The sequence below is a fragment of the Clostridium sp. LIBA-8553 genome (assembly GCF_057782465.1).
This window is the reverse complement of sequence record NZ_CM173489.1, coordinates 2,640,495-2,662,145: the sequence shown is the minus strand read 5'-3', so window position 1 is coordinate 2,662,145 and position 21,651 is coordinate 2,640,495. Positions and strand designations below refer to the sequence as shown.

General features: G+C 28.5%; 23 protein-coding genes and 4 tRNA genes. 16 read left to right on the top strand and 11 right to left on the bottom strand.

Annotation, left to right across the window (positions count from 1 at the left end; all coding sequences use genetic code 11):
- Positions 1-207 precede the first annotated feature (207 nt).
- Together AC2JAQ_RS11860 and AC2JAQ_RS11855 are read left to right on the top strand one after the other, a co-directional pair.
- On the top strand, positions 208-1,530 hold the full coding sequence (locus AC2JAQ_RS11860; protein ID WP_488458800.1) for a bifunctional folylpolyglutamate synthase/dihydrofolate synthase: 1,323 nt from the start codon (positions 208-210) through the stop codon (positions 1,528-1,530).
- 109 nt (positions 1,531-1,639) lie between these two features.
- Positions 1,640-3,226, top strand: coding sequence for a ClC family H(+)/Cl(-) exchange transporter (locus AC2JAQ_RS11855; RefSeq protein WP_488456628.1), 1,587 nt, complete (start codon positions 1,640-1,642; stop codon positions 3,224-3,226).
- 34 nt (positions 3,227-3,260) lie between these two features.
- Here the strand turns inward: AC2JAQ_RS11855 and AC2JAQ_RS11850 are convergent, their stop codons facing one another.
- A complete protein-coding gene (locus AC2JAQ_RS11850; RefSeq protein WP_488456627.1) occupies positions 3,261-3,755 on the bottom strand; it encodes a cupin domain-containing protein in 495 nt (164 codons plus the stop codon).
- 109 nt (positions 3,756-3,864) lie between these two features.
- Between AC2JAQ_RS11850 and trhA the strand changes: the two genes are divergently transcribed.
- Positions 3,865-4,506 (top strand): PAQR family membrane homeostasis protein TrhA, encoded by a 642-nt coding sequence (trhA, locus tag AC2JAQ_RS11845; RefSeq protein WP_488456626.1) that lies wholly within the window; start codon positions 3,865-3,867, stop codon positions 4,504-4,506.
- Positions 4,507-4,569: 63 nt separating this feature from the next.
- Here the strand turns inward: trhA and AC2JAQ_RS11840 are convergent, their stop codons facing one another.
- The 3 genes from AC2JAQ_RS11840 to AC2JAQ_RS11830 form a co-directional block, all read right to left on the bottom strand.
- A complete protein-coding gene (locus tag AC2JAQ_RS11840; protein WP_488456625.1) occupies positions 4,570-5,973 on the bottom strand; it encodes an LCP family protein in 1,404 nt (467 codons plus the stop codon).
- 162 nt (positions 5,974-6,135) lie between these two features.
- Entirely contained in the window at positions 6,136-7,242 is a 1,107-nt protein-coding gene (locus AC2JAQ_RS11835; RefSeq protein WP_488456624.1) for an AI-2E family transporter, read from the bottom strand.
- Positions 7,243-7,307: 65 nt separating this feature from the next.
- Entirely contained in the window at positions 7,308-7,838 is a 531-nt protein-coding gene (locus AC2JAQ_RS11830; protein ID WP_423237725.1) for a DUF4364 family protein, read from the bottom strand.
- Positions 7,839-7,945: 107 nt separating this feature from the next.
- On the opposite strand from AC2JAQ_RS11830, the gene pdaB reads away from it, so the two are divergent.
- Together pdaB and AC2JAQ_RS11820 are read left to right on the top strand one after the other, a co-directional pair.
- The gene (gene pdaB, locus AC2JAQ_RS11825; RefSeq protein ID WP_488456623.1) at positions 7,946-8,722 is read left to right on the top strand and encodes a polysaccharide deacetylase family sporulation protein PdaB; all 777 of its coding nucleotides are present in this window, start codon (positions 7,946-7,948) and stop codon (positions 8,720-8,722) included.
- Between the two features lie 115 nt (positions 8,723-8,837).
- Positions 8,838-9,494, top strand: a complete 657-nt coding sequence (locus AC2JAQ_RS11820) for a single-stranded DNA-binding protein (protein WP_423237723.1) — start codon at positions 8,838-8,840, stop codon at positions 9,492-9,494.
- 41 nt (positions 9,495-9,535) lie between these two features.
- Here AC2JAQ_RS11820 and dapD read toward each other — a convergent pair whose 3' ends face one another.
- On the bottom strand, positions 9,536-10,246 hold the full coding sequence (gene dapD / locus AC2JAQ_RS11815; protein WP_488456622.1) for a 2,3,4,5-tetrahydropyridine-2,6-dicarboxylate N-acetyltransferase: 711 nt from the start codon (positions 10,244-10,246) through the stop codon (positions 9,536-9,538).
- A 195-nt stretch (positions 10,247-10,441) separates the two neighbouring features.
- On the opposite strand from dapD, the gene AC2JAQ_RS11810 reads away from it, so the two are divergent.
- The gene (locus tag AC2JAQ_RS11810) at positions 10,442-10,978 is read left to right on the top strand and encodes a cob(I)yrinic acid a,c-diamide adenosyltransferase (protein ID WP_488456621.1); all 537 of its coding nucleotides are present in this window, start codon (positions 10,442-10,444) and stop codon (positions 10,976-10,978) included.
- A complete protein-coding gene (locus AC2JAQ_RS11805; protein ID WP_488456620.1) occupies positions 10,978-12,120 on the top strand; it encodes a pyridoxal phosphate-dependent aminotransferase in 1,143 nt (380 codons plus the stop codon). Before AC2JAQ_RS11810 ends, AC2JAQ_RS11805 begins: the two co-directional genes overlap by 1 nt.
- Before the next feature lie 105 nt (positions 12,121-12,225).
- Here the strand turns inward: AC2JAQ_RS11805 and dapB are convergent, their stop codons facing one another.
- The 3 genes from dapB to AC2JAQ_RS11790 all read right to left on the bottom strand — a co-directional run bounded on the left by dapB (position 12,226) and on the right by AC2JAQ_RS11790 (position 14,940).
- Positions 12,226-12,990, bottom strand: coding sequence for a 4-hydroxy-tetrahydrodipicolinate reductase (gene dapB / locus AC2JAQ_RS11800; RefSeq protein ID WP_488456619.1), 765 nt, complete (start codon positions 12,988-12,990; stop codon positions 12,226-12,228).
- 78 nt (positions 12,991-13,068) lie between these two features.
- A complete protein-coding gene (gene dapA / locus AC2JAQ_RS11795) occupies positions 13,069-13,944 on the bottom strand; it encodes a 4-hydroxy-tetrahydrodipicolinate synthase (protein WP_488456618.1) in 876 nt (291 codons plus the stop codon).
- Between the two features lie 21 nt (positions 13,945-13,965).
- The gene (locus AC2JAQ_RS11790; RefSeq protein WP_488456617.1) at positions 13,966-14,940 is read right to left on the bottom strand and encodes an aspartate-semialdehyde dehydrogenase; all 975 of its coding nucleotides are present in this window, start codon (positions 14,938-14,940) and stop codon (positions 13,966-13,968) included.
- Positions 14,941-15,141: 201 nt separating this feature from the next.
- Between AC2JAQ_RS11790 and AC2JAQ_RS11785 the strand changes: the two genes are divergently transcribed.
- The 7 genes from AC2JAQ_RS11785 to AC2JAQ_RS11755 all read left to right on the top strand — a co-directional run bounded on the left by AC2JAQ_RS11785 (position 15,142) and on the right by AC2JAQ_RS11755 (position 17,555).
- Positions 15,142-15,414 (top strand): alpha/beta-type small acid-soluble spore protein, encoded by a 273-nt coding sequence (locus AC2JAQ_RS11785; RefSeq protein WP_488456616.1) that lies wholly within the window; start codon positions 15,142-15,144, stop codon positions 15,412-15,414.
- Between the two features lie 51 nt (positions 15,415-15,465).
- Positions 15,466-16,203, top strand: a complete 738-nt coding sequence (locus AC2JAQ_RS11780) for a class I SAM-dependent DNA methyltransferase (RefSeq protein WP_488456615.1) — start codon at positions 15,466-15,468, stop codon at positions 16,201-16,203.
- Positions 16,204-16,217: 14 nt separating this feature from the next.
- Positions 16,218-17,171 (top strand): Hsp33 family molecular chaperone HslO, encoded by a 954-nt coding sequence (gene hslO / locus AC2JAQ_RS11775; protein ID WP_488456614.1) that lies wholly within the window; start codon positions 16,218-16,220, stop codon positions 17,169-17,171.
- 74 nt (positions 17,172-17,245) lie between these two features.
- Positions 17,246-17,321 (top strand) — tRNA-Phe (locus tag AC2JAQ_RS11770).
- Between the two features lie 5 nt (positions 17,322-17,326).
- Positions 17,327-17,401, top strand: a tRNA-Gly gene (locus AC2JAQ_RS11765).
- Between the two features lie 2 nt (positions 17,402-17,403).
- Positions 17,404-17,477: transfer RNA gene (locus AC2JAQ_RS11760), tRNA-Gly, on the top strand.
- A 3-nt stretch (positions 17,478-17,480) separates the two neighbouring features.
- Positions 17,481-17,555: transfer RNA gene (locus AC2JAQ_RS11755), tRNA-Cys, on the top strand.
- 40 nt (positions 17,556-17,595) lie between these two features.
- On the opposite strand, the gene AC2JAQ_RS11750 is transcribed toward AC2JAQ_RS11755, so the two are convergent.
- The gene (locus AC2JAQ_RS11750; protein ID WP_488456613.1) at positions 17,596-17,982 is read right to left on the bottom strand and encodes a hypothetical protein; all 387 of its coding nucleotides are present in this window, start codon (positions 17,980-17,982) and stop codon (positions 17,596-17,598) included.
- Positions 17,983-18,291: 309 nt separating this feature from the next.
- On the opposite strand from AC2JAQ_RS11750, the gene AC2JAQ_RS11745 reads away from it, so the two are divergent.
- Both AC2JAQ_RS11745 and AC2JAQ_RS11740 read left to right on the top strand, forming a co-directional pair.
- Entirely contained in the window at positions 18,292-18,837 is a 546-nt protein-coding gene (locus tag AC2JAQ_RS11745) for a hypothetical protein (protein WP_488456612.1), read from the top strand.
- Positions 18,838-18,971: 134 nt separating this feature from the next.
- Positions 18,972-19,526, top strand: a complete 555-nt coding sequence (locus AC2JAQ_RS11740; protein ID WP_488456611.1) for an NUDIX hydrolase — start codon at positions 18,972-18,974, stop codon at positions 19,524-19,526.
- Between the two features lie 110 nt (positions 19,527-19,636).
- On the opposite strand, the gene AC2JAQ_RS11735 is transcribed toward AC2JAQ_RS11740, so the two are convergent.
- The gene (locus AC2JAQ_RS11735) at positions 19,637-20,515 is read right to left on the bottom strand and encodes a BadF/BadG/BcrA/BcrD ATPase family protein (RefSeq protein WP_488458799.1); all 879 of its coding nucleotides are present in this window, start codon (positions 20,513-20,515) and stop codon (positions 19,637-19,639) included.
- Positions 20,516-20,869: 354 nt separating this feature from the next.
- The gene (locus AC2JAQ_RS11730) at positions 20,870-21,565 is read right to left on the bottom strand and encodes a DUF6873 family GME fold protein (RefSeq protein WP_488456610.1); all 696 of its coding nucleotides are present in this window, start codon (positions 21,563-21,565) and stop codon (positions 20,870-20,872) included.
- Between the last annotated feature and the right edge of the window lie 86 nt (positions 21,566-21,651).

Sequence of the window (21,651 nt, the reverse complement as noted above, 5' to 3'; positions counted from 1 at the left end):
TTTATAGCAATCATTCCGAGAATTTTGCTAAAGATTGAAAACTAGCTTTGCGTCGGACATTCAATCTTCTTAACGCAAAATCCTCTCCATGATTACTTAAATTCTAAAGCTTACACAGATATTCTCTTCATACTATTTATAAGTTTTATTATTTAAGCACTTTGTGATACACTTTCTTTATATATTTTAAGGAGGGCTATAGTAATGATGAATTATAATGAAGCTATGGAGTATATTGTTACTGCATCAAGATTTGGAATGAATTTAGGATTAGATAGAATAGAGAAAGTTTTAGAGTTTTTAGGAAATCCACATAAGGATATTAAATTTATACATATTGGGGGCACAAATGGTAAGGGATCAACTACAGCCATGATAAGTTCAGTTTTAAAGGAAGCTGGGTTTAAGGTAGGAATGTATACATCACCTTATTTAGAAGAATTTGAAGAAAGAATACAAATTAATGGAGAAAATATAAAAAAAGATGACTTAGCATGTCTTATGGGAGATGTTAAGAAAGCCATTAATAAAGTTATAGAGCTTGGATATGAAAGTCCAACTCAATTTGAAATAATAACAGCTCTAATGTTTTATTATTTTTCAAAGGAAAAAGTTGATTATGCTGTTTTAGAAGTTGGTCTAGGGGGAAGATTAGATGCAACTAATGTAATTATGCCTGAGATGGTTGTATTAACTTCAATAAGCTTAGATCATATGAATATTTTAGGTAATACCATAGAGGAAATCGCAAGAGAAAAATGTGGCATAATAAAATATGGTGTTCCTGTGGTATCTTATCCTCAGAAAGAGGACGTATTAGAGGTAATTAAGAATAGATGTAAAGAACTAAATTGCCAGTTAGAAGTAGTAAATATTTATGATATTAAAAATGTAATCATAGATAAAGAAAAACATGTTCAGAAAATTGAAGTTTTAATAGATAATGAAACTTTTAAAATAGAATTATCTTTACTTGGGGATCATCAAGTGAAGAATTTCTTAGTAGCATTAAGAACTTTATTAGATTTAAGAAAAAAGGGTGTTAATATAAGTAATGAGGCTATTAAGAATGGTTTAAGAAAAGTAAGATGGATTGGAAGAATGGAAGTATTAAATGAGAGTCCTCTAGTTGTAATAGATGGAGCTCATAATATTGATGGAATAAGGAACTTAAGAAATAGTATCGATAAATATTTTAATTTTAAAAACATAACATTAATATTAGGAATTTTAGGGGATAAACAAGTAGAAGAGATGGTAGGAGAAATAACTAGGGGAGTAGATAATGTAGTTATTGTAGAACCTCATAGTGATAGAGCAGAAGATGTGGAAGATTTATATAAAAAAATAAAGAAATTTGGAAAAGAATCTTTTATGTTTAAAGATTATAAAGAGGCTTATAATAAGGCTTATGAATTAACTAAAGAAGATGATTTATTGTTAATTTGTGGTTCTTTATATATGGTTGGAGACATGAGAAGAGTTATAAGAAATAATGAGGATACATCATTAAGAAGCATAAAGTACTAGACTTAAGTAGATAAAGTGGATTTAACTGGATAAATAAGAAATGCAAAATTTGAACTTATGTTAACAAAAGGTATATAATTTATTCATAAAATAATATGGATGTGATTATATGGTGAGAGATAAATATAGAGATAAAGAGATAAGTGGATTAAACAACTTAGAGTTTAAAATAATAGTACATGGAATACTTGTAGGATTAATAGTTGGAATTGTAATAATGATATATAAAACCATAATAGGATTTGGGATGGATGGATTTAATAAAGTATATTCTTATACACGTGAAAATCCTAAGTTTATAGTTCCCTTATTTATAATTCTTATATTATTAGGTTTTATAGTTGGGATAATAGTAAAGAGGAATCCTATGATAGGAGGAAGTGGTATTCCACAGGTCGAAGGAGAGCTTAGCGGAAAGATAACTGTAAACTGGAAAAGAGTACTTAGGGATAAGTTTATCGGTGGAATAATATGTATGGCATCTGGACTTTCATTAGGTAAAGAGGGACCATCAGTACAAATAGGTGCTTCTATAGGTGAGGGATTTGCTAAGATTTTTAAGAAAAGTGATTTTGAAAAGAGATTACTTATAACAGGAGGAGCTAGTTCAGGGCTTGCTGTTATATTTAATGCTCCTTTATCAGGTGCAATATTTGCTCTAGAAGAAGTACATAGAAGTTTTTCTTTGCCTGTAATGCTAGCTGCATTATCAGCTTCACTTACTGGGGTTTTTATAGATAACCTTATTTTAGGCAATGAATTTTGTATAAAAATTCCTCCAACAGGTTCCTTACCAATAAAATATTACTGGACATTAATAATATTAGGAGTAATATTAGGGGGAACAGGATATATTTTTAATAAAGGGCTTTTAAAAACACAGGATTTTTATGTGAAAACATTAAAAAAGATTCCTATTCAATTTAAAACTATAATTCCATTTGTTATGACTGGAATCTTAGCATTAACAATACCTCAAGTGATTGATGGTGGAGATTCTCTCATTGAAAACATAATAAACAATAATATTGCGATAAAACTTTTAATAATAATATTAGTGATAAAGTTTATATTTACTTTTTTTAGTTATTCTTCAGGAGTACCAGGAGGAATATTCTTCCCTTTATTAGCTTTAGGAGCTTTAGTTGGGGCAATATTTGGATTGGTTTTAAATAAGTACTTAGGAATAAGTGATTCCTTAATAGTTAATTTTATAGTTTTAGCTATGGCGGCACAATTTGCATCTATAGTTAAGGCACCAATTACTGGCTTAATGCTTATAACAGAGATGACAGGTACTTTTAAACACTTATTACCAGTTGCAATAACAGTTACTGTGGCATATTTGGTTTCTGATATGCTTAATAATAAGCCTATTTATGAAAGTTTATTAGAAAGATTATTAGAAAGAATGAATATTAAATTTAATTCTGGCATAAAGAAAAAAGAAATTTTTGATTTTGAAGTGAAAATTGGTTCTGAATTAGATGGGAAATATATAAAAGATGTTAAGTGGCCAAAGGAAAGTTTGATTATAACTATTTTTAGAGGGGCAGAGGAAATAATACCAAACGGAGAAGTAAAAATACAGGCTGGAGATGTATTAGAAATAATATTTAGTCAATCTAAGGAATCTCAGTATTACGATGAGATTTCTAAAAAAACAAATTGTAACATGTGTTTAAACGATAGATAAAAAAAGACAAGCTGATATGCTTGTCTTTTTTTATCTATCTAGTTAATTTTTCTATTATTTCTTTATAATTTGGATATTTTTCAAGTAAGTATTTTCTATTAAATAACTCAAAATCTTTAAAGTTAAAGCCAGGTGCTACCATACAACCAACTAGAGAAAAGCCATCATTATTCATTGCAGAACCAAAAATATAATCTTTAGGTACTAAAACTTGAGGAGTTTCTCCTTTTTCTATGTTTAAGCCTAATTGTTTTTCTATAAGTTCACCATTAGGTGTTATCATATAAATTGTTAGAGGTTCTCCAGCATGGAAATACCACATTTCGTCAGATTTTAATCTATGAAAATTTGAAACTTCTCCAGTTCTTAATAAGAAATAAATGCTAGTCCAAAGAAAGCGTTCTTCATTTATATGTAATGTGTTTGGAGGAAGCGTTCTCTCGGAAACAAAAGATTCTTTGAAGTAACCACCTTCAGGATGAGCTGTCATCTCTAATGATTTTATGAAATAATCAGCTGAATGATTCATATTAAAAACCACCTTTCAAATAAATTTTTTAAATATATTTAATAATAAACTATAAATGATATAATTACAATTATAAATTAAAAACTAGATTATAAGGGGGAATGGAATTTTGAGTGAAGAACTAAACTTTTATACTAAAGGAGAAGAGATAGCTAATGCCATAACACATGGGATAGGAGCTGTATTAGCAGTTGTAGGGGCGGTTTTGCTTATAGTTTTTTCAGCACTAAGTGGAGACGTTTATAAAATAATAAGTTTTACTATATTTGGAGTAACTCTTGTGATATTATATTTAGGCTCTACTTTATATCACAGTATTCCTAATAAAAAGGCAAAGAGAGTTTTTAGGATAATTGATCATTCATCCATATATCTTTTAATAGCAGGAACATATACACCATATGTTTTGGTATGCTTAAGAGATAATAAAAAGGTAATGGCTATATTTATTATGATTTGGATTCTTACAATACTTGGTATAGCTTTTAAAGCTTTCTTTATAAATAAGTTTGAAAAGCTGTCTACGCTACTATATATATTTATGGGATGGGCTATTTTATTTGTAGTTAAGGATGTATGGAAAGCAGTTCCGCATATGGCTATATTATGGCTTGTTATAGGTGGATTGTTTTATACACTGGGATGTATATTTTTTGTTCTAGATAGAATGCCATACAATCATGCTATATGGCATTTATTTGTAATAGGAGGAAGTGTAAGTCACTTTTTTTCTGTAATATTATATCTTTAAATTATGAAAAAAGAGTTGCCCAAAAGTCTATGTTAATAATCATAGCTTTTAGACAGCTCTTTATTAATTTTCTTGAGTATTATTCTCTTGATTTGTATTATCTGAAGAGGAATTTTCCCCATTTGATGGTGTCTCTGAAGAAGAACCATTATTTCCACTTTCAGTTTGAGTAGGTGGAATAGGTTTTTCTTGAGGAGCCACTGGTTTTTCTGAATTATTACTAGAGTTTGAACTATTATCTGTATTTGGCTTATTAGCAGGTTTTTCAGTATTTCCAGAATTATTTGGCTTTTCTACCTTATTGTTAGAATTTGAATTAGTGGTATTATTATTTGAACTAGATTTCTTATTACTTTCAAAATTACTATTTATATTGCTATTAGGTATATACTCATAATCAGGATGAGAGGTATCGTCTTTTATATCATAGCTATTAAAACAATTTTCTATGATTGAATCAAAATTACTAGTATCAGGCTCATAATCTTTATTGTCATTAAAGATAAATTCTTGAAGAGCCTTAGATGTTTCAACTTTATCTATAACAAATACCCAACCTTTATTATCAATTATTCCACCTTTAGAAATACTATCTAGAGGAATTCTAAATTGCTCTATTTCAAAGTTACAATCTTTTCCTACATTTAAAGCTGTAAAACCGTAATTCATAGCATCGCCTAATGAAATGTTAGTTTTTACATATGGGAATAACTCGTTAAGTAAGGCAACAAGTTTAACCGGTGACATATCTTTAATTTTTTCTAGAGCAATTTGAATAACAGCTCTTTGTCTTTCCGTTCTTTCATATTCTCCATCACCAACTTTACGTATTCTAGCGTAGGATAATGCTTGATATCCATTAAGATTATATGTGCCAGGGGCAGAAAGTAAATCTTTTTCTGAACCACCACCATCTAGAATATATTTATTAAGTTCATCAAGCTCATAATCTTTTATAGTAACCTCAATTCCACCTATAGCATCTATCACTTTAACAAAGGAATTAAAGTCTATTATTACATAGTTATCTAATTTTATACCAAAGTTATTTTGAATAGTTTCAATAGTTTTAGTTGGACCACCATAAGCAAAAGCATGATTTAATTTTTCTTCACCATGACCATCTATTTTAACTAGCATATCTCTCATTAGAGAAGTTACTTTTAATTTCTTATGAACATTGTCTATTGTTAATATCATTATTGAATCTGATCTAGAGACATCTTCACCGGGCCTAGCATCGCTACTAAGTAATAGAATATTAGTTATACCGGGAACTTCTGTGAATTTAATATCTTCATCTACAACATTAACTTCTGTAGGATCTTTTTTTGCTTCGTATGAATGATTGTAAAATCTAAAAACAAAAAAGCTTACTACAGAAACTATTAAAGCTAAAATAGCTAATAAAGAAAAAAGAGTTATTTTTTGTTTATTACTAAAATTAAAGCGCTTTTTTTTATTCATAAGTATTTCCTTTCAATGATTATTTAAACGTTTTAGTAATTGTCTAAAGCTTAATGTATTTAATAATAACATAATATTGGCAATTTAACATCATATTTAGATTATTATTAACAATTAGTTAAATAATAAAGGGGTATACAGAATGTATACCCCTTTTAGCTCTTAAGAACTAAGATTTTGTTTTTTATTTTCTAATCTATATTCAATAAATTTCTCAGTGTATATTTTGATTAATGCTATTATAGGAACACTTAAGAACATTCCTAAAACACCAAATAATCCACCACCAATTGTAACTGCAAATATTATAAATAGTGGAGAAACTCCAACTTGATCTCCAAGTATCTTTGGTCCTAAATACCAACCATCAAATTGTTGAAGCAAGAATATGAATAAAAGAACCCATATTGCCATAGATGGTTGAACAATAAGTGTTAATAAAAATGCTGGAATCATTCCTATGAATGGTCCAAAGTATGGAATCATATTTGTTAATCCAACTATGAATGCAATAAGTACTGCATATTGACTTTTCATTAAGAATAATCCTATGTAACAAAGAACTCCTATTATAAGTGAATCTATAATCTTACCTATTATAAATCTACTAAATATATTATGTGCTTCTCCCATAAAACTAATAAAAAGTTTTGAGGATTTTTCAGAAGGCATAACAGCAACTACAATTTTTTTACAACCTGAAATTAAGGTTTCTTTATCCATTAACATATAAATTGATATTATGAATCCGAAAACAAATTTCACAACAGATGAAGTTATCTTTAGGGTTTGAGTTAATAAGCCTCCAAATATAGTAGATAATAATGTTGATGTTTTAGAAATAAAGTCTGTAGCAGAAGTATTTAGATGAGTTAAATCTAATGGAATATTCATATTTGCTAAGCTATTATTAATCCAATCTTCAGCAGAAGAAGCATATTCCGAAATATTACTAAATAATTCTGACACGCTATTGATTATTGTAGGAACAATAATTGCAACTAATATGTAAGCGCAAATTATAACTAAGACATAACTTATTATTAGTGAAAAAGCCCTCTTAAGTTTAAATTTTTTTTCTATAAGCATCATGAGAGGGTTTATTAAGTAAGCTACTCCAAAAGCCCAAAAAAATGGCGTTAAAACTGACAAAAAAGGTTGAATTCCTTCACTAAATATGGTCCTAACATTTAAAATTAATGCTATTGAAATTGTTGATATCAATATTAGTGGGAGCCAATTAAAGTGAAAATTATGTTTTTTAAACAATTGCATTTTCCCCCTAAAATTTATAAATTTTATATTAATTTTTGCTAATAATAATAGCAGGATTATTAATCTTCTATAAGAGCATGAATTATCTTATTGTATATATCAGAAGAATTGCTTTGCCATTTGCTACAAATAGCTTTTGCTTCAGTTTTGGAAGGAACACTTACATTTAAATCAATTATTATAGTATTATTTTCTATTGCTTTAAGATTTACTATGAAAGAACTATCTTCACCAACTGTATAATCAGCAGATATACTTAATTCTTTTTTTATTTTTTCAACATGCTTACGTACATAATCGTCTATAAGTTTTAACTTGTTTGGAGATATTCTATCTTTGAAGAAGAATAATACATTATCTCCTTTGGTAGTAAGTACTAAAATTTCCTTATCATCATCTTGAGTTTCGTATTTTAAAAACTCAGAAGAAATTAATTCAGATACATATTGCTGCAACATGAAGTAATTTATAAAGCTATTTTCTAAGACTATATCCGTTAATTGAGTATTAGATATAGGATATTTTATTGACTTTATTATATATAAAAGAAGTAGTTTATTCTCGGCTAGTTCTAATGTGTTATCATACATTTATGTTTTCCTCCATAACTGTTTTGAAATAATAATCCTATTATACCATATATGTTTTAAGATAATAAAGTTATTTGATTAATATTAAAGATTAAGGAGTGAATACTTTGAGATGTAATAATAAATTTTTTCTTAATAAAAGTTTTGGTATTAAGGTTACTTTAATTGTTATTGTTGCCATATCTACCTTAAGTATGAGTGTTTTTGCTAAAGGAAATATTCCGATTTATTCTGTAGAAAGAGAGGATAAAAAAATAGCTCTTACTTTTGATGTAAATTGGGCAGAAAAAGAATATATATATGAAATTTTAGATTTATTAGATGAAAATGATATAAAAGCTACATTTTTTATAATGGGAAGATGGGTAATATATCCTGAGGGAAATAAAGAAAAACTAATAGATATACATAAAAGAGGGCATGAAATAGGTAATCATAGTTATTCCCATCCGGATTTTAAGAAGATAGGAAAAGAGAGAGTTATTGAGGAGGTTAAAAAAACTGAAGATATTATAAAAAATGAAATAGGAATAAAAATGAATTTATTTAGGTTTCCAAGTGGTTCCTACAGTGATGAAAGTCTAAAGACTATTGATGATTTAGGGTATAAAAGCATACAATGGGATGTTGATAGTGTAGATTGGAAAGGAGAAAGTAAGGAAAAAGAATTTAAAAGGGTAATGAATAATGTGAAAGGTGGATCCATACTTCTATATCATAATAATGGTAAATATACTGTGAACAACCTAAAGGAAATTATACCTAAGTTAAAGGCGGATGGATATGAATTTGTAAAAGTAAGCGAAATAATATATGAAAATAGTTACGAAATAGATGACAATGGAAAACAATTGTTAATTAAACAGAAACAAAATAATAGTTGAAATCGTTGAACAAAATGTATTATAATGGAAATAGTTATTAGATATACAGATAAATATAAAAAACATATTAAACTTATATGATTAAACACTAATGGGGAGAGGGGTTTAGGTTAAAATGGATAATTTAATGTTAAACAACAAAATTTATTTAGAAGGGACTGTAGTATCAGAACTAGAGTTCAGCCATGAAATGTATGGAGAGGGGTTCTATACATTTAATTTAGAGGTTATGAGGTTAAGCGATTCAAAGGACTTATTAAATATTACTGTATCAGAGAGATTAATAACAACAATGGATCTAAAAGTGGGGACAGATGTAATTGTTGAAGGACAATTAAGAAGTTACAACAAATTTATAGATGGAAATAATAAGCTTATCTTAACAGTTTTCGCAAGAAATATAGAATACTGTGAGGAAAGAAGCAAGAATCCTAATGAAATTTTCTTAGATGGATTCATTTGTAAGGAACCAATTTATAGAACAACTCCATTTGGAAGAGAAATTGCTGATTTATTATTAGCTGTAAATAGATCTTATAACAAGTCAGACTATATACCAACTATAGCATGGGGAAGAAACTCAAGATTCTGTAAAACATTAGAGGTAGGGGATAATATAAGAATCTGGGGAAGACTTCAAAGCAGAGAATATCAAAAGAAAATATCTGAAACAGAAGTTGTTAAGAAAATAGCATATGAAGTTTCAATTTCTAAAATGGAAAAAGTAAGTGATGAAATAGAACAAACTGATTCTGGTGAAGAGATATCTTAATAAAAAATGCCATGAGAAAATTTCTCATGGCTGTTTTTTTATTATTTTCTTAAATCATCTAAGATTTCTGTCTTATCTTTAGTTTTTTCATCAACAGACTTAATTACTTTAGCAGGAGTTCCAGCTACAACAACACCAGCAGGTACGTCTTCAACAACAACTGAACCAGCAGCAACAACTGAGCCTTTTCCTATTTTAACGCCTTCAAGGATAACAGCATTAGCTCCTATTAAAACGTCGTCTTCTATTATACATGGAGTTTTGCTAGGTGGTTCTAAAACACCAGCAACAACAGCACCAGCACCTAAGTGAACTCTTTTTCCAAGTTTTCCTCTAGCACCGATAACAGCATTCATATCTACCATTGTGCTTTCACCGATTTCGGCACCTATGTTTATAACAGCACCCATCATTATAACAGCATTATCTCCGATTGATACCTTATCTCTTATTATTGCGCCAGGTTCTATTCTAGCGTTTATGTTTAAAAGATCTAACATTGGAATAGCAGAGTTTCTTCTGTCATTTTCAAGTCTAAAGCTTTCTATTCTTTCTTTATTTTCAGTTAATAAAGTAGCAACTTCATCACTTTCGCCAAATAATACATAGAAACCATTATTTCCATAACATTCTATTGAGCCTAATTCTAAACCTTCTAAGTTACCTTTAAGGTAAACTTTAACAGGAGTTGATTTTTTTACTTCCTTTATGAATCTAGCAATTTCATATGGATCTGTAAAGTTATAACTCATATCAAATTACATCCTTTCTTTTTATAATGCATTTTAGTCTTATATATTTATTAAAATATAACACATAATATAAATTATTATAAACAAAAATGATTATCAATAAAAGAGAAAAAAGAAAAATTCTATTATTTAATAAATAGATTGTGTAAATAAAAGAAATATATTATAAAATATAATTTAAAGGAGTGATTAAATATGGCAAGACTTAAAGAAGGATATGTTCAGGTATATACTGGTAATGGAAAAGGAAAAACCACTGCAGCAATGGGATTAGCTTTTAGGGCTGCCGGTGATGGGATGGAAGTAAAAGTTGTTCAATTTCTTAAGTCATGGAAAACAGGTGAGCTAGAAGCTGCTAAGAAATTTAATAACTTAGAAATATTAAGATTTGAAAAAGTTAAGGGATTTACTTGGGAACTAAATGAAGAACAATTAGCCCAATTGAAATCAGAGGTTAGAGTAGGATTTGATTTTGTTAAGAAATTAATTGAAAATAGAGAATGTGATATATTAATTTTAGATGAAATAATGGCCTCAATTTCTGCAGGTTTCATAGAAGAAGATGAAATTGTAGATTTAATAGAGAAAAAGCCTAAAGATATGGAATTAATACTTACAGGTAGAAATGTGCCAGAAAAAATTATGGATAAAGCTGATTTAATTACAGAGATGAGAGAAGTTAAGCATTATTATAAAAAAGGAGTTCCAGCAAGAGAGGGGATAGAATTTTAATGAATAAAAATGTTATTGGGGTAGAAATATCAGGAATAAGAAAATTTTATAATGAGGTTGTAAAATTTCCAGAAGCTATATCATTAACTTTAGGACAACCAGATTTTCAAGTTCCAGAAAAAGTTAAAGAAGCAATGATAAGGGCTATTGAAGAGGGAAAAACAGCTTATACTGCAAATGCAGGTATAATTGAATTAAGAGAGGAAATATCAAATTTATTAAAAAATACTTTTGATATTGATTTTAATAAAGATGAAATAATAATAACTGTTGGTGGAAGTGAAGGATTATATGCTGCTATGACTGCAGTTCTGAATCCAGGAGAGAAAGTTTTAGTTCCATCAATTGCATATCCAGCCTATGAAAGTATAAGTAAAATAATAGGCTGTGAAATTGTGAATTATGAATTAAATGAAGATTTTTCAGTTAATATAGAAAGCTTAAAGAAAGGTATAAAAAATGGAGGAAGACTTTTAATCCTTTCTTACCCATGTAATCCGACAGGAGCATTACTTACTAAAGAAAATAGAGATGAACTCGTAGAGTTAATAAAAGAAAATGATATTTTAGTATTAACTGATGAGATTTATTCATCTCTTTGTTTTGAAGAAGAATATTATTCAGTGGCTCAATGCAAAGAGATAAAAGATAAATTAATATATGTAAGTGGATTTTCAAAGATGTTTTCAATGACAGGGCTTAGAATTGGATATGTGGCTTGTGTTAAGGAAATATATGATCAAATCATAAAGGTTCATCAATATAATGTTTCATGTGCAACTTCAATAGCTCAATGGGGAGCCCTAGAGGGAATAAAAAGCTGTATGAGTGATGTTGAAAAAATGAAGGAATCTTTTAAAGAAAGAATGAATTTTACTTATAAGAGATTAGTGGATATGGGCTTAGATGTAGAGAAGCCTAAGGGAGCCTTTTATATTTATCCTAATATAAGCAAGTTTGGATTAACATCAGAAGAGTTTTGTCATAGACTTCTTAAAGAAGGTGGAGTTGCTTGTGTACCAGGAGACGCCTTTGGAAAAGGTGGCGAAGGATATATAAGAATATCATATTGTTACAGTAAAAATGAGCTTGAAAGAGCTTTAGATAATTTAGAAGCTTTTATAAAAACTCTTAAAAAATAAGGTTATTTTAGGCAAATATTGATTTTTAGATAGCACTTCAGACCTAACTTAATTATAAAATAAAAAATAGGATGTATAGATTTTTATCTATACATCCTATTTTTATTAGAAGTTTAGTTGAAGGACATCGTCCATTGAGTATTTTCCAGCTTTAGTTTTATCAGCCATGTATTCACATGCTTTTAAAGCACCTATAGCAAAAACATCTCTTGAAATGGCTTTGTGATTTATTTCTATAACTTCACCATCTCCAGCAAAGATAACTTCATGGTCTCCTATTATTCCGCCACCTCTTACTGTATTAACACATATTTCATTTTTTTCTCTCTTAGCCATTCCTTCTCTTCCGTAGATTAGATTTGTTTCTTCATTAAGAGAGTCTTGAATAGTATGAGCTAATAGAAGAGCAGTCCCACTAGGAGCATCAACTTTTTGATTGTGGTGTCTTTCTACAAGTTCTATATCAAAGTTTTCATAAAGAACTGGAGCAACTTTCTTTAATAAATTATTTATTAAATTAACACCTATGCTCATATTAGCAGATCTAAATAGAGGAATTTCTTTTGAAGATTCTTCTATGAATTTTAAATCTTCAGGAGTATATCCTGTTGAACATAGTATAAGTGGTTTTTTAGTTTTCTTTGAAAATTCTACTAAGCTTCTTAAAGCATCCGCTCTTGAAAAATCTAGTAATACATCATATTCAACATTACAATCTTCTGGCTTTGCAAAAATTGGGTATGATCTTTGAGCCTTAGTATTATTATCTATACCAGCAACGATTTCAACATTAGGGAATTTTGTTTCGGCTAAGTTTGAAATTACGCTACCCATTTTTCCAGAACAACCATTTAATATAACTTTAACCATAATTGGTACCTCCGATATTCATTTTTAAATAAGCATAATCACCACAAAGTTAGGCGATTATGCTTATTATATAATAGATTATTTTATTAAACCATTAACTTTTAAGTTTTCTTCTAATATTTTTAGGTTAGAATCTTCCATTTCACATAAAGGTAATCTTAAAGGTCCACAGTTAAAGTTCATTAAATTCATAGCTGTTTTAACTGGGATTGGATTAGTTTCTATGAATAAAGAATTTGCTAATGAAAGATATTTAAGTTGAATATTACGAGATTCAACAACTTCTCCTAAGAAATATTTTTCACATATATTGTGAGTTTCTTCAGGAAGAATATTAGCTAAAACTGAAACTACACCAGCTCCACCTAGAGAAAGGATTGGAACTATTTGATCATCATTACCTGAATAGATAGCAAGTCTATCACCACATAATTCAGCCATTTTAGCTACTTGTGAAAGATCTCCACTAGCTTCTTTTATAGCAACGACATTCTCTAAGTCAGCAAGCTTATCAAGCATTAATGGAGTTATATTCATTCCTGTTCTTCCTGGAACATTATAAAGCATAATAGGTATATTTATTGCATCATTTATTGCTTGGAAATGAGCAAATAATCCTTTTTGAGAAGTTTTATTATAGTATGGTGTTATTATTAATACCATATCAGCGCCAACTTTTTCAGCGTATTGACTTAGTTCTATTGAAGCTTTAGTATTATTTGTACCAGTTCCGGCTATTACAGGAACTCTTTTGTTTACAACTTCAACGGAGAATTTTATAACTTCCTTTTTCTCTTCTAAAGTCATAGTAGAACCCTCACCAGTTGTTCCACAAACTAATATTGCATCAGTATGATTTTTAATGTGCCATTCTAATAATTTTCTTAACTCTTCATAATTAACTCCGTCTTCAGTAAATGGAGTTATTAAAGCTACACAAGAACCTTTAAACATAATATTACCTCCAAAATAAATTTATTTTTCTATTAGTATTTCAGCAATTTGAATTGCATTAAGAGCAGCACCTTTTCTTATATTATCGGCTACAACCCAAAGGTTAAGACCATTATCTAAGCTAAAGTCACGTCTTATTCTTCCAACAAATACTTCATCTCTTCCACTAAGTTCAAGTGGAGTAGGGTATTTTAAGTTAGCTACATCATCATGAACTATTAATCCTTTTGAAGAGTTGAATAAATCAATTATATTTTCAACTTCAAATTCAGAATTAAGTTCTACGTTTATGCTCTCACTATGAGAATTTAAAACTGGTACTCTAGCTGTTGTAGCTGTTATTCTTAGGCTATCATCATGAAGTATTTTCTTTGTTTCTTCAATCATTTTTATTTCTTCTTTTGTATATCCATTATCTAAGAATACGTCTATATGAGGAATTATATTGCCTAATATAGGATATGGGAATTTTTCAGTTGTTCCTTCTTGTAAATCTAATATACCTTGAATTCCAGCGCCTGAAACTGCTTGATAAGTTGAATATACTATTCTTTTAATTCCATATTTATCATGTAGTGGTTTTAAAGCTACTACAGCTTGAATTGTAGAACAGTTTGGATTTGCGATAATTCCTTTATGCCATTTAACATCCTCTGGGTTAACTTCAGGAACTACTAAAGGAACATCCTTATCCATTCTCCAAGCACTACTATTATCTATAACTACTGCTCCGTGTTTAGAGAAAATAGGAGCGAATTCTAAACTTACACTTCCACCAGCTGAGAATAATGCAAAATCTATTTTTTTATTTTCAATATTAGCCTCACATAATTCTTCAACTACTAAGTCTTCACCTTTAAATTTTAAAGTTTTTCCTGCTGATCTTTTTGATGCAAATAAATATAATTCTTTAACTGGGAAATCTCTTTCTTCCAGGATTTCAAGGAATTTTCTTCCTACATTTCCTGTTGCCCCAACTACTGCTACGTTATACACGTTATCCCTCCTAAATTTAATATTAATATATTGTATTTCTATATATTAAATATAGTTCAATAACAAATACTTTATCAAGTGTATTTTAAGATTAATTTGAAGGATTTGAGTAAGTTAACTTTCATATTTAAGAAAATATGAATATTTAAGCTTATAGGGGGGATAATAGTTTTAAAAATAAATTTAAGGTAGGAGAAGAATATGAGTAATACACCATTAAAAAAGATAATAAAAGGAAAATTAAAGTCTAATAAAGAGTTAACTCCTGCAGAACAGCTAAGAGAGAAAATGAAATATGAAATAGCTGGAGAGTTAGGATTGAGTGATAAAGTTGACCAACTTGGATGGGGTGGGTTAACCGCTGAAGAAACAGGACGAATTGGAGGACTAATGACTAAAAGAAAGAAGGAGCTAAAATTGCCTAGTAATGACGAAATATTAGGTAGAAAGAAACCTCCCGTTGACGAAAAGTAAAAAAAGTATATAATTTTTAGGTAGAATAATACATGGGGGATTTAAATTATTATGAAAAGTTATAAGATGATGGCAAAGGTTTATGATGAACTTATATATGAAGATGTAAACTATGAGAACATAGCAAAATATGCCTTATCAAAATGTGATAAGTATAATGTTAACAAGGAAATGTATTTAGATTTAGCTTGTGGTACAGGAAATGTTGGTGTTCATGTAGGAAAATCCTTCAAAGAAAATTATTTTGTTGACCTTTCTCAGGAGATGCTTATAGAAGCTGATAAGAAGCTTAGAGAAAATAGGGTTAGAGGTAAAATAGTGTGTCAAGATATGTGTGAGCTAGAGTTAAATAGAAAGTTTGATTTAATAACATGTGTCTTAGATTCAACAAATTATATTTTAGATGATGAAAGTGTGGAAAATTATTTAAGAGGAGTATATAATCATTTAAAAGAGGATGGTTTATTTGTATTTGATATAAATTCATACTATAAAATATCAGAAGTTTTAGGAAATAATGTCTACACATATGATAGTGAAGATTTATTTTATGCTTGGGAAAATATCTTTGAAGATGAAATAGTAGAAATGAACTTAAATTTCTTTATAAAAGATGGAGATAATTATGAAAGGTTCACAGAGGTTCATGAAGAAAAAGCTTATAAGGAAAGTGAAATAGAAAATATTCTTAAGGTGATAGGCTTTAAAATAGAGGAAAAGCATAATGGTTATACAGAAGAGGAAGTAACACCAGATACTGAAAGAATAGTTTATATAGTAAAAAAATAACGGAGGGATTAAATATGAGTGATAAATTAATAAGAGCCATAGCTAAAGATGGTATGATAAGAATATTTGCAGTAGAAACTACAGAGTTAGTTGATGAAGCATCAAAAATACATGATTGTACACCAACAGCAGCTGCTGCTTTAGGAAGAATGCTAACAGCAGGTACTATGATGGGTGCAATGTTAAAATCAGATAAAGAAGTTGTAACACTACAAATAAATGGTGGTGGAATGGCTAAGGGAGTAACTGTTACTGCTTACTCAGATTGTAGCGTTAAAGGATATATAGGAAATCCACATGTTGATTTACCTTTAAACACAGAGAATGGAAAATTAAATGTTGGAGAAGCTATTGGCAAAAATGGTGGATTAACAGTAATAAAAGATTTAGGTTTAAAAGATCCATATGTAGGACAAGTTCCAATATATAGTGGAGAAATAGCTGAGGATTTAGCATATTATTTCACAGCTTCAGAACAAATACCTTCAGCCGTTGCTTTAGGAGTGTTAGTAGACAGAGATCATTCAATAAAAAAAGCTGGTGGATTTATAATTCAATTATTACCAGGTGCAGATGAACTTTTAGGAGATTTATTAACATATAGATTAGATGAGATACCTTCATTAACTACAATGTTATCAGAAGGAAAAACTATAGAAGAAGTTATAGAATTGATTTTTGATGGAATGGATTTAAAAATTTTAGAAGAAGAAACTCCAAAATATAAATGTGATTGCTCAAGAGAAAAAGTTGAAAGAGCATTATTAAGCATAGGATATAAGGATTTAAAAGAATTATATGATGAAGGTAAGGAAGAAGAATTAAAATGTCACTTCTGTAATAAGTCATATAAATTTACTAAAGAAGATATAGGTAGATTATTAGAAGAAAAAGAAAAAGTTATTGCTGATGAAGTTTCAGAGGAAATGAAAAAAGCAGAAGAGAAAGAAAAAGAAGAAAATAAATAAATTGAAAAAAATATGTTGACAAATTAAATTTAAGTTAATATAATAATAAATGTCTTGAAAAGCTCAAGACATTTGGCTCGATAGCTCAGTCGGTAGAGCAGAGGACTGAAAATCCTCGTGTCGCTGGTTCGATTCCTGCTCGAGCCACCATAGTTGCGGGAGTGACTCAATGGTAGAGTGTCACCTTGCCAAGGTGAAAGTTGCGGGTTCGAGTCCCGTCTTCCGCTCCAATGCGGGTGTAGTTCAATGGTAGAACACCAGCCTTCCAAGCTGGATACCCGGGTTCGATTCCCGGTACCCGCTCCATATGGCGCTATAGCCAAGTGGTAAGGCAGAGGTCTGCAAAACCTTTATTCCCCGGTTCAAATCCGGGTGGCGCCTCCAAAAAAACATCTATAAGATTACTTATAGATGTTTTTCTTTTTTAGATCAAAGATTTTATTAATTTTTCACCAAAATTATAGAAATTAGTTTCTTTAAATACCTTTCTTAATGTTAGATCATAAATAGTTTCATTATCTACAAAATCTACAAAAGAATCTTTTAAGAAAAGTTTTATTACTTGAATATCTTGATATTTAAACCAAGTTAAAACAGCAACAACATCTTTATCTACAGGTTTTTCGGAGGTTTTAAAAGAACCTTCTTCTTGAAATACTATTAAATCTTTATGAGCTACTGAGTAAAATTCATTTGAAGGACAGGTATATTGAATTAATTTTACATTATCAATAGCTATTAGCAGATCTAGATTTTTTTTCTCTCCTAAATCGTTTGTAACTTTTTTTTGGAGTTTCATAACTTTCTTCATAAAAATATCCTCCTACAATAAAATGATGAATTTGGGTAAAGGTTTACAAAGAATATTAAATTATCAATAAAGTGAGATTAGAAGCATATAATATATTAGATTGCAACTCACAATATAATATGTTTTACAGTGTGAGAAAATTACATTAATGTTTATATAAAATTACACTTAATAATAACTTAATATTTATTATATTTAAATTTTAAAAGAATCTATTTATCAATACCGATTAAAAAGTGAATCACATAAGGTATTAATTAAAATTTTAGTAGCTACAATATAAAAATAAACTTATTAGGGGGAATAAAAATGTTTTTGGCTATTATAATTATTTTAGGTTTATTTTTAACTTATTTAATTGTAAAAAACGCAAATGAAAGCAAAAAGATTAAGAAAAACATAAATAAAGGATGGAAAGCTACACCATATATAAACTTAAGAATAAGTTACTTTGAAAAGCGAATTGATTTAGAAAAAATGCGTTTAAAAGAATTAATAAAAAATACCATAGCTTTAATGGATAAAAATGCAAAAATTATAGATAACAGTAAAGATGGATTTTATATAAAGAGTGAAAATGAATTGATATATTTAGAATTTTTAGCTGTAGAAGAAAAGCTAAAAGAAATTAAAGAATGTACTGATTTAAAAAATAATGAAATAATAAAATTAAACACTTATAATATCATAAAAAGGACACTTAGAAGGCATATATGGTCTTGGGAAGAAGAGATTATAGACTCCTTAGTGAGTAAGTTTTATTTAAAATTTTCTAGTGGATATATTGTTATGAGAGTTAGCAAAGAGAATAAAATAGTTTTTACGGAAGATAAAGAAAGTGATTTTTTAAAATAAAAAATGAAACTATTTTAATAAAAAGATATATAGTATTTTTTAGGATAAATATAAAGGAAACTTTATATTTATCTTTTTTATGTGTAAAATTAAAATATATTATTTAAGAATAAGAGTATGAAAGGAGTATTAAAATGAAAATAAAAGATATAAAGAAATTAACTGATTGCAAATTTTTAAACTTATATAAATTAGATATTGAGAATAAGGTTGGAAATTCTAAAGAGTATTTTATTGCAAGTAGAAGAGAAAAAAAGGATTTAAGCTGTGTTGTTAATAATCACAATAGGGCAGATGGGGTTATGATTATACCAATAACTGAAGAGAATGAATTAGTTTTAATAAAACAATTTAGACCAGCTATAAATGATTATATATATGAATTCCCAGCAGGACTTATAGATGATGGGGAAGATGCTATAAAGGCTGCAACAAGAGAGCTTTTTGAAGAAACAGGACTTTTAGCTAGTGAATGTGAGTATCTAATAAAGCCTAGTTATACCTCTGTCGGAATGTCAGATGAGACTGTAGCTGTTGTTAAAATGAAAGTTCACGGTAACATATCAACTGAAAACTTAGAAGAAAACGAAGAGATAGAAGTTATTAAAATTCCTATTAAAGAGGCAAAAAGCTTTGTTAAAGAACATAATGTATCTATAAAAACTGCTTTAGTTTTAACTTTTATGTAAAATAAAAGGGAATGTATAAAAGGTTTCTTAAAATAAAATTTATAAATAAATCTTCTTTATATTATTTATAAGTTTTATTATTTTAAGTTTCAATACATTCCCTCTATTTATTATACTAAAATTTCTTTTGGCTCTTTAGCTAAAATTTCTACTACACCTTCTGGAACTTCACCAGTATGAAGTTTTAAAGCATTTAATGCAGCACCTTTAATAGGTGGTAAAATAGGCGCTTTTAAATTAAATGCGGTATAATTATCTTCAAGATATTTCTTTAATGGGTTTAAAATAAAATCTTTTGAGTTGAAAACACTTCCTGAGTAAGAAATATTTAATATCCCTTTAAACTCAAGTTGATTTGTTATTCCGTTTACCATTAGAAGACATTCCTTAGCGGCTTGTCTATAAATATCTAAAGCATATTTATCTCCCTTAAGGGCAGCTTCATAAACTAACATTGCAAGCTTGCCAACTTTAGTTCTATCCTGCTTATATTCATCTTTTATAAGGAATATTAAGTCAAAATCATTTTTCAATTCTAATTCCTCTTTAAATATATCATATAGGACAGTTCTTTCTAATCTATGGTCAGATTGCTTACCAAAGATTTCAACACCTTTTTTAGCAATCCAGTATCCAGAGCCTTCATCACCACAAATATGACCCCAACCACTAGTTCTAGTTGTTTTTAAATCTTCAGTTATACCGGCAGCAATAGCTCCTGTGCCTAAGATTATACATATTCCTGGTTCGCCAGCTAAAGATCCAGCTAGAGCAACCTCTACATCGTTTCCACAAGAGAATTTATTTTCTCCTAAAATTTCAGCTATTATAGAGTTCATTTCTAATTTTTCATTTTCGTTTTCGCCATATGCAGGCAAACCTAAAAATGAATAATTAAGATCTTCTTTAGAAATATTAATTTGACTACAAACTGTATTTATTCCTTCTTCGATACCTTTTCTAAATCCATCAAATCCTACTTGGTGAATATGACAAGTACCACTATTGTAAGTTGATAGAACTTCTCCTAAATGGTTATAAGCATAAATGATGTTTTTGTTCCGCCAGCATCAATACCTAAATAAAACATACTTCTCCCCCTTTAAATACATAGTTGTAATTACCACTTTAATTTATTTTACTATATTATTAATTAGGTAATCAATGGAAAAAAAGAAGTATGAATTAAAGTAAAAAATAATTCAAGAAACATTAAATTTGTTCACTTTAAATTGAAAAAAATTACATTAAAATTGTAACAATAAATGTGATAAATATAAAAATAATATTTATATGCTATTTTATCAACATTTATTACTACTTTGAGTAAAATATATTGATTATTAAAAACATAAAATACTTCCTCTATCTATTAATTTATCATTAGAAAGATAAATTGGTTTAACATTATATTTAGCTAAAAAGTTTTTTATATCATCTCCGTAAGGATGTTTCTCTAAATTGCCAAAAAAGACCATTTTATCTTTTGAAATTAAGCCACAAGTTCCACCTATGAAACCATAATCTAGTCCAGGAAGAGATATATCGCCACTAGGAATTAAAAGAATATCAAAGCCATAAGGCGTTAAAGCTTTATAAATTCCTTTATCAGAAGTTATTAGGGCTTTTTCTGAAACTATTGCTATGGAACATTTAGAATATCCTTGTTTTATGTTTATTAGCTTTTTTTCTTTAATTTGCTCAAGTAAATTGATATCAGTGAATTTTAAATTATGTATAAAATAATCTTTTAAATTTACAGCGTTTAAAGCTATATTTTTAGGATATTCATTTTCCAATTGGCAAGAGCTTTTTATAACTTTAATACCTTTAGGAATAGAGTCAAATAATTCTTCTGATGAGTTTTTGGCTAATATTAGTGTGTTTTTATCTATAATATTTAATTGAATATCTGGGTGACCATCTATAGCATTATATAGATTAGGATGCTTTGGTACTTTAATTAGATTAAGACCTAGATGTTTTAAATTTTTTTCTTCTATTTCTGAAATTCTATAATCAACAAAACAATTTCTCATAATAATCTCCTTATTGAACTTTTTATACTTTAATTTTACTAAAATAGCAAATAAATTGTCGATTAATAAATTTAGCTTTTTGAATA

Excerpts from the sequence above, each read along its gene's own strand:
- AC2JAQ_RS11860 (WP_488458800.1), top strand. The coding sequence starts at position 208 with ATGAATTATAATGAAGCTATGGAGTATATTGTTACTGCATCAAGATTT.
- AC2JAQ_RS11855 (WP_488456628.1), top strand. The coding sequence starts at position 1,640 with ATGGTGAGAGATAAATATAGAGATAAAGAGATAAGTGGATTAAACAAC.
- AC2JAQ_RS11850 (WP_488456627.1), bottom strand. The coding sequence starts at position 3,755 with ATGAATCATTCAGCTGATTATTTCATAAAATCATTAGAGATGACAGCT.
- AC2JAQ_RS11840 (WP_488456625.1), bottom strand. The coding sequence starts at position 5,973 with ATGAATAAAAAAAAGCGCTTTAATTTTAGTAATAAACAAAAAATAACT.
- AC2JAQ_RS11830 (WP_423237725.1), bottom strand. The coding sequence starts at position 7,838 with ATGTATGATAACACATTAGAACTAGCCGAGAATAAACTACTTCTTTTA.
- AC2JAQ_RS11820 (WP_423237723.1), top strand. The coding sequence starts at position 8,838 with ATGGATAATTTAATGTTAAACAACAAAATTTATTTAGAAGGGACTGTA.
- dapD (WP_488456622.1), bottom strand. The coding sequence starts at position 10,246 with ATGAGTTATAACTTTACAGATCCATATGAAATTGCTAGATTCATAAAG.
- AC2JAQ_RS11810 (WP_488456621.1), top strand. The coding sequence starts at position 10,442 with ATGGCAAGACTTAAAGAAGGATATGTTCAGGTATATACTGGTAATGGA.
- AC2JAQ_RS11805 (WP_488456620.1), top strand. The coding sequence starts at position 10,978 with ATGAATAAAAATGTTATTGGGGTAGAAATATCAGGAATAAGAAAATTT.
- dapB (WP_488456619.1), bottom strand. The coding sequence starts at position 12,990 with ATGGTTAAAGTTATATTAAATGGTTGTTCTGGAAAAATGGGTAGCGTA.
- dapA (WP_488456618.1), bottom strand. The coding sequence starts at position 13,944 with ATGTTTAAAGGTTCTTGTGTAGCTTTAATAACTCCATTTACTGAAGAC.
- AC2JAQ_RS11785 (WP_488456616.1), top strand. The coding sequence starts at position 15,142 with ATGAGTAATACACCATTAAAAAAGATAATAAAAGGAAAATTAAAGTCT.
- AC2JAQ_RS11780 (WP_488456615.1), top strand. The coding sequence starts at position 15,466 with ATGAAAAGTTATAAGATGATGGCAAAGGTTTATGATGAACTTATATAT.
- hslO (WP_488456614.1), top strand. The coding sequence starts at position 16,218 with ATGAGTGATAAATTAATAAGAGCCATAGCTAAAGATGGTATGATAAGA.
- AC2JAQ_RS11750 (WP_488456613.1), bottom strand. The coding sequence starts at position 17,982 with ATGAAGAAAGTTATGAAACTCCAAAAAAAAGTTACAAACGATTTAGGA.
- AC2JAQ_RS11745 (WP_488456612.1), top strand. The coding sequence starts at position 18,292 with ATGTTTTTGGCTATTATAATTATTTTAGGTTTATTTTTAACTTATTTA.
- AC2JAQ_RS11740 (WP_488456611.1), top strand. The coding sequence starts at position 18,972 with ATGAAAATAAAAGATATAAAGAAATTAACTGATTGCAAATTTTTAAAC.
- AC2JAQ_RS11730 (WP_488456610.1), bottom strand. The coding sequence starts at position 21,565 with ATGAGAAATTGTTTTGTTGATTATAGAATTTCAGAAATAGAAGAAAAA.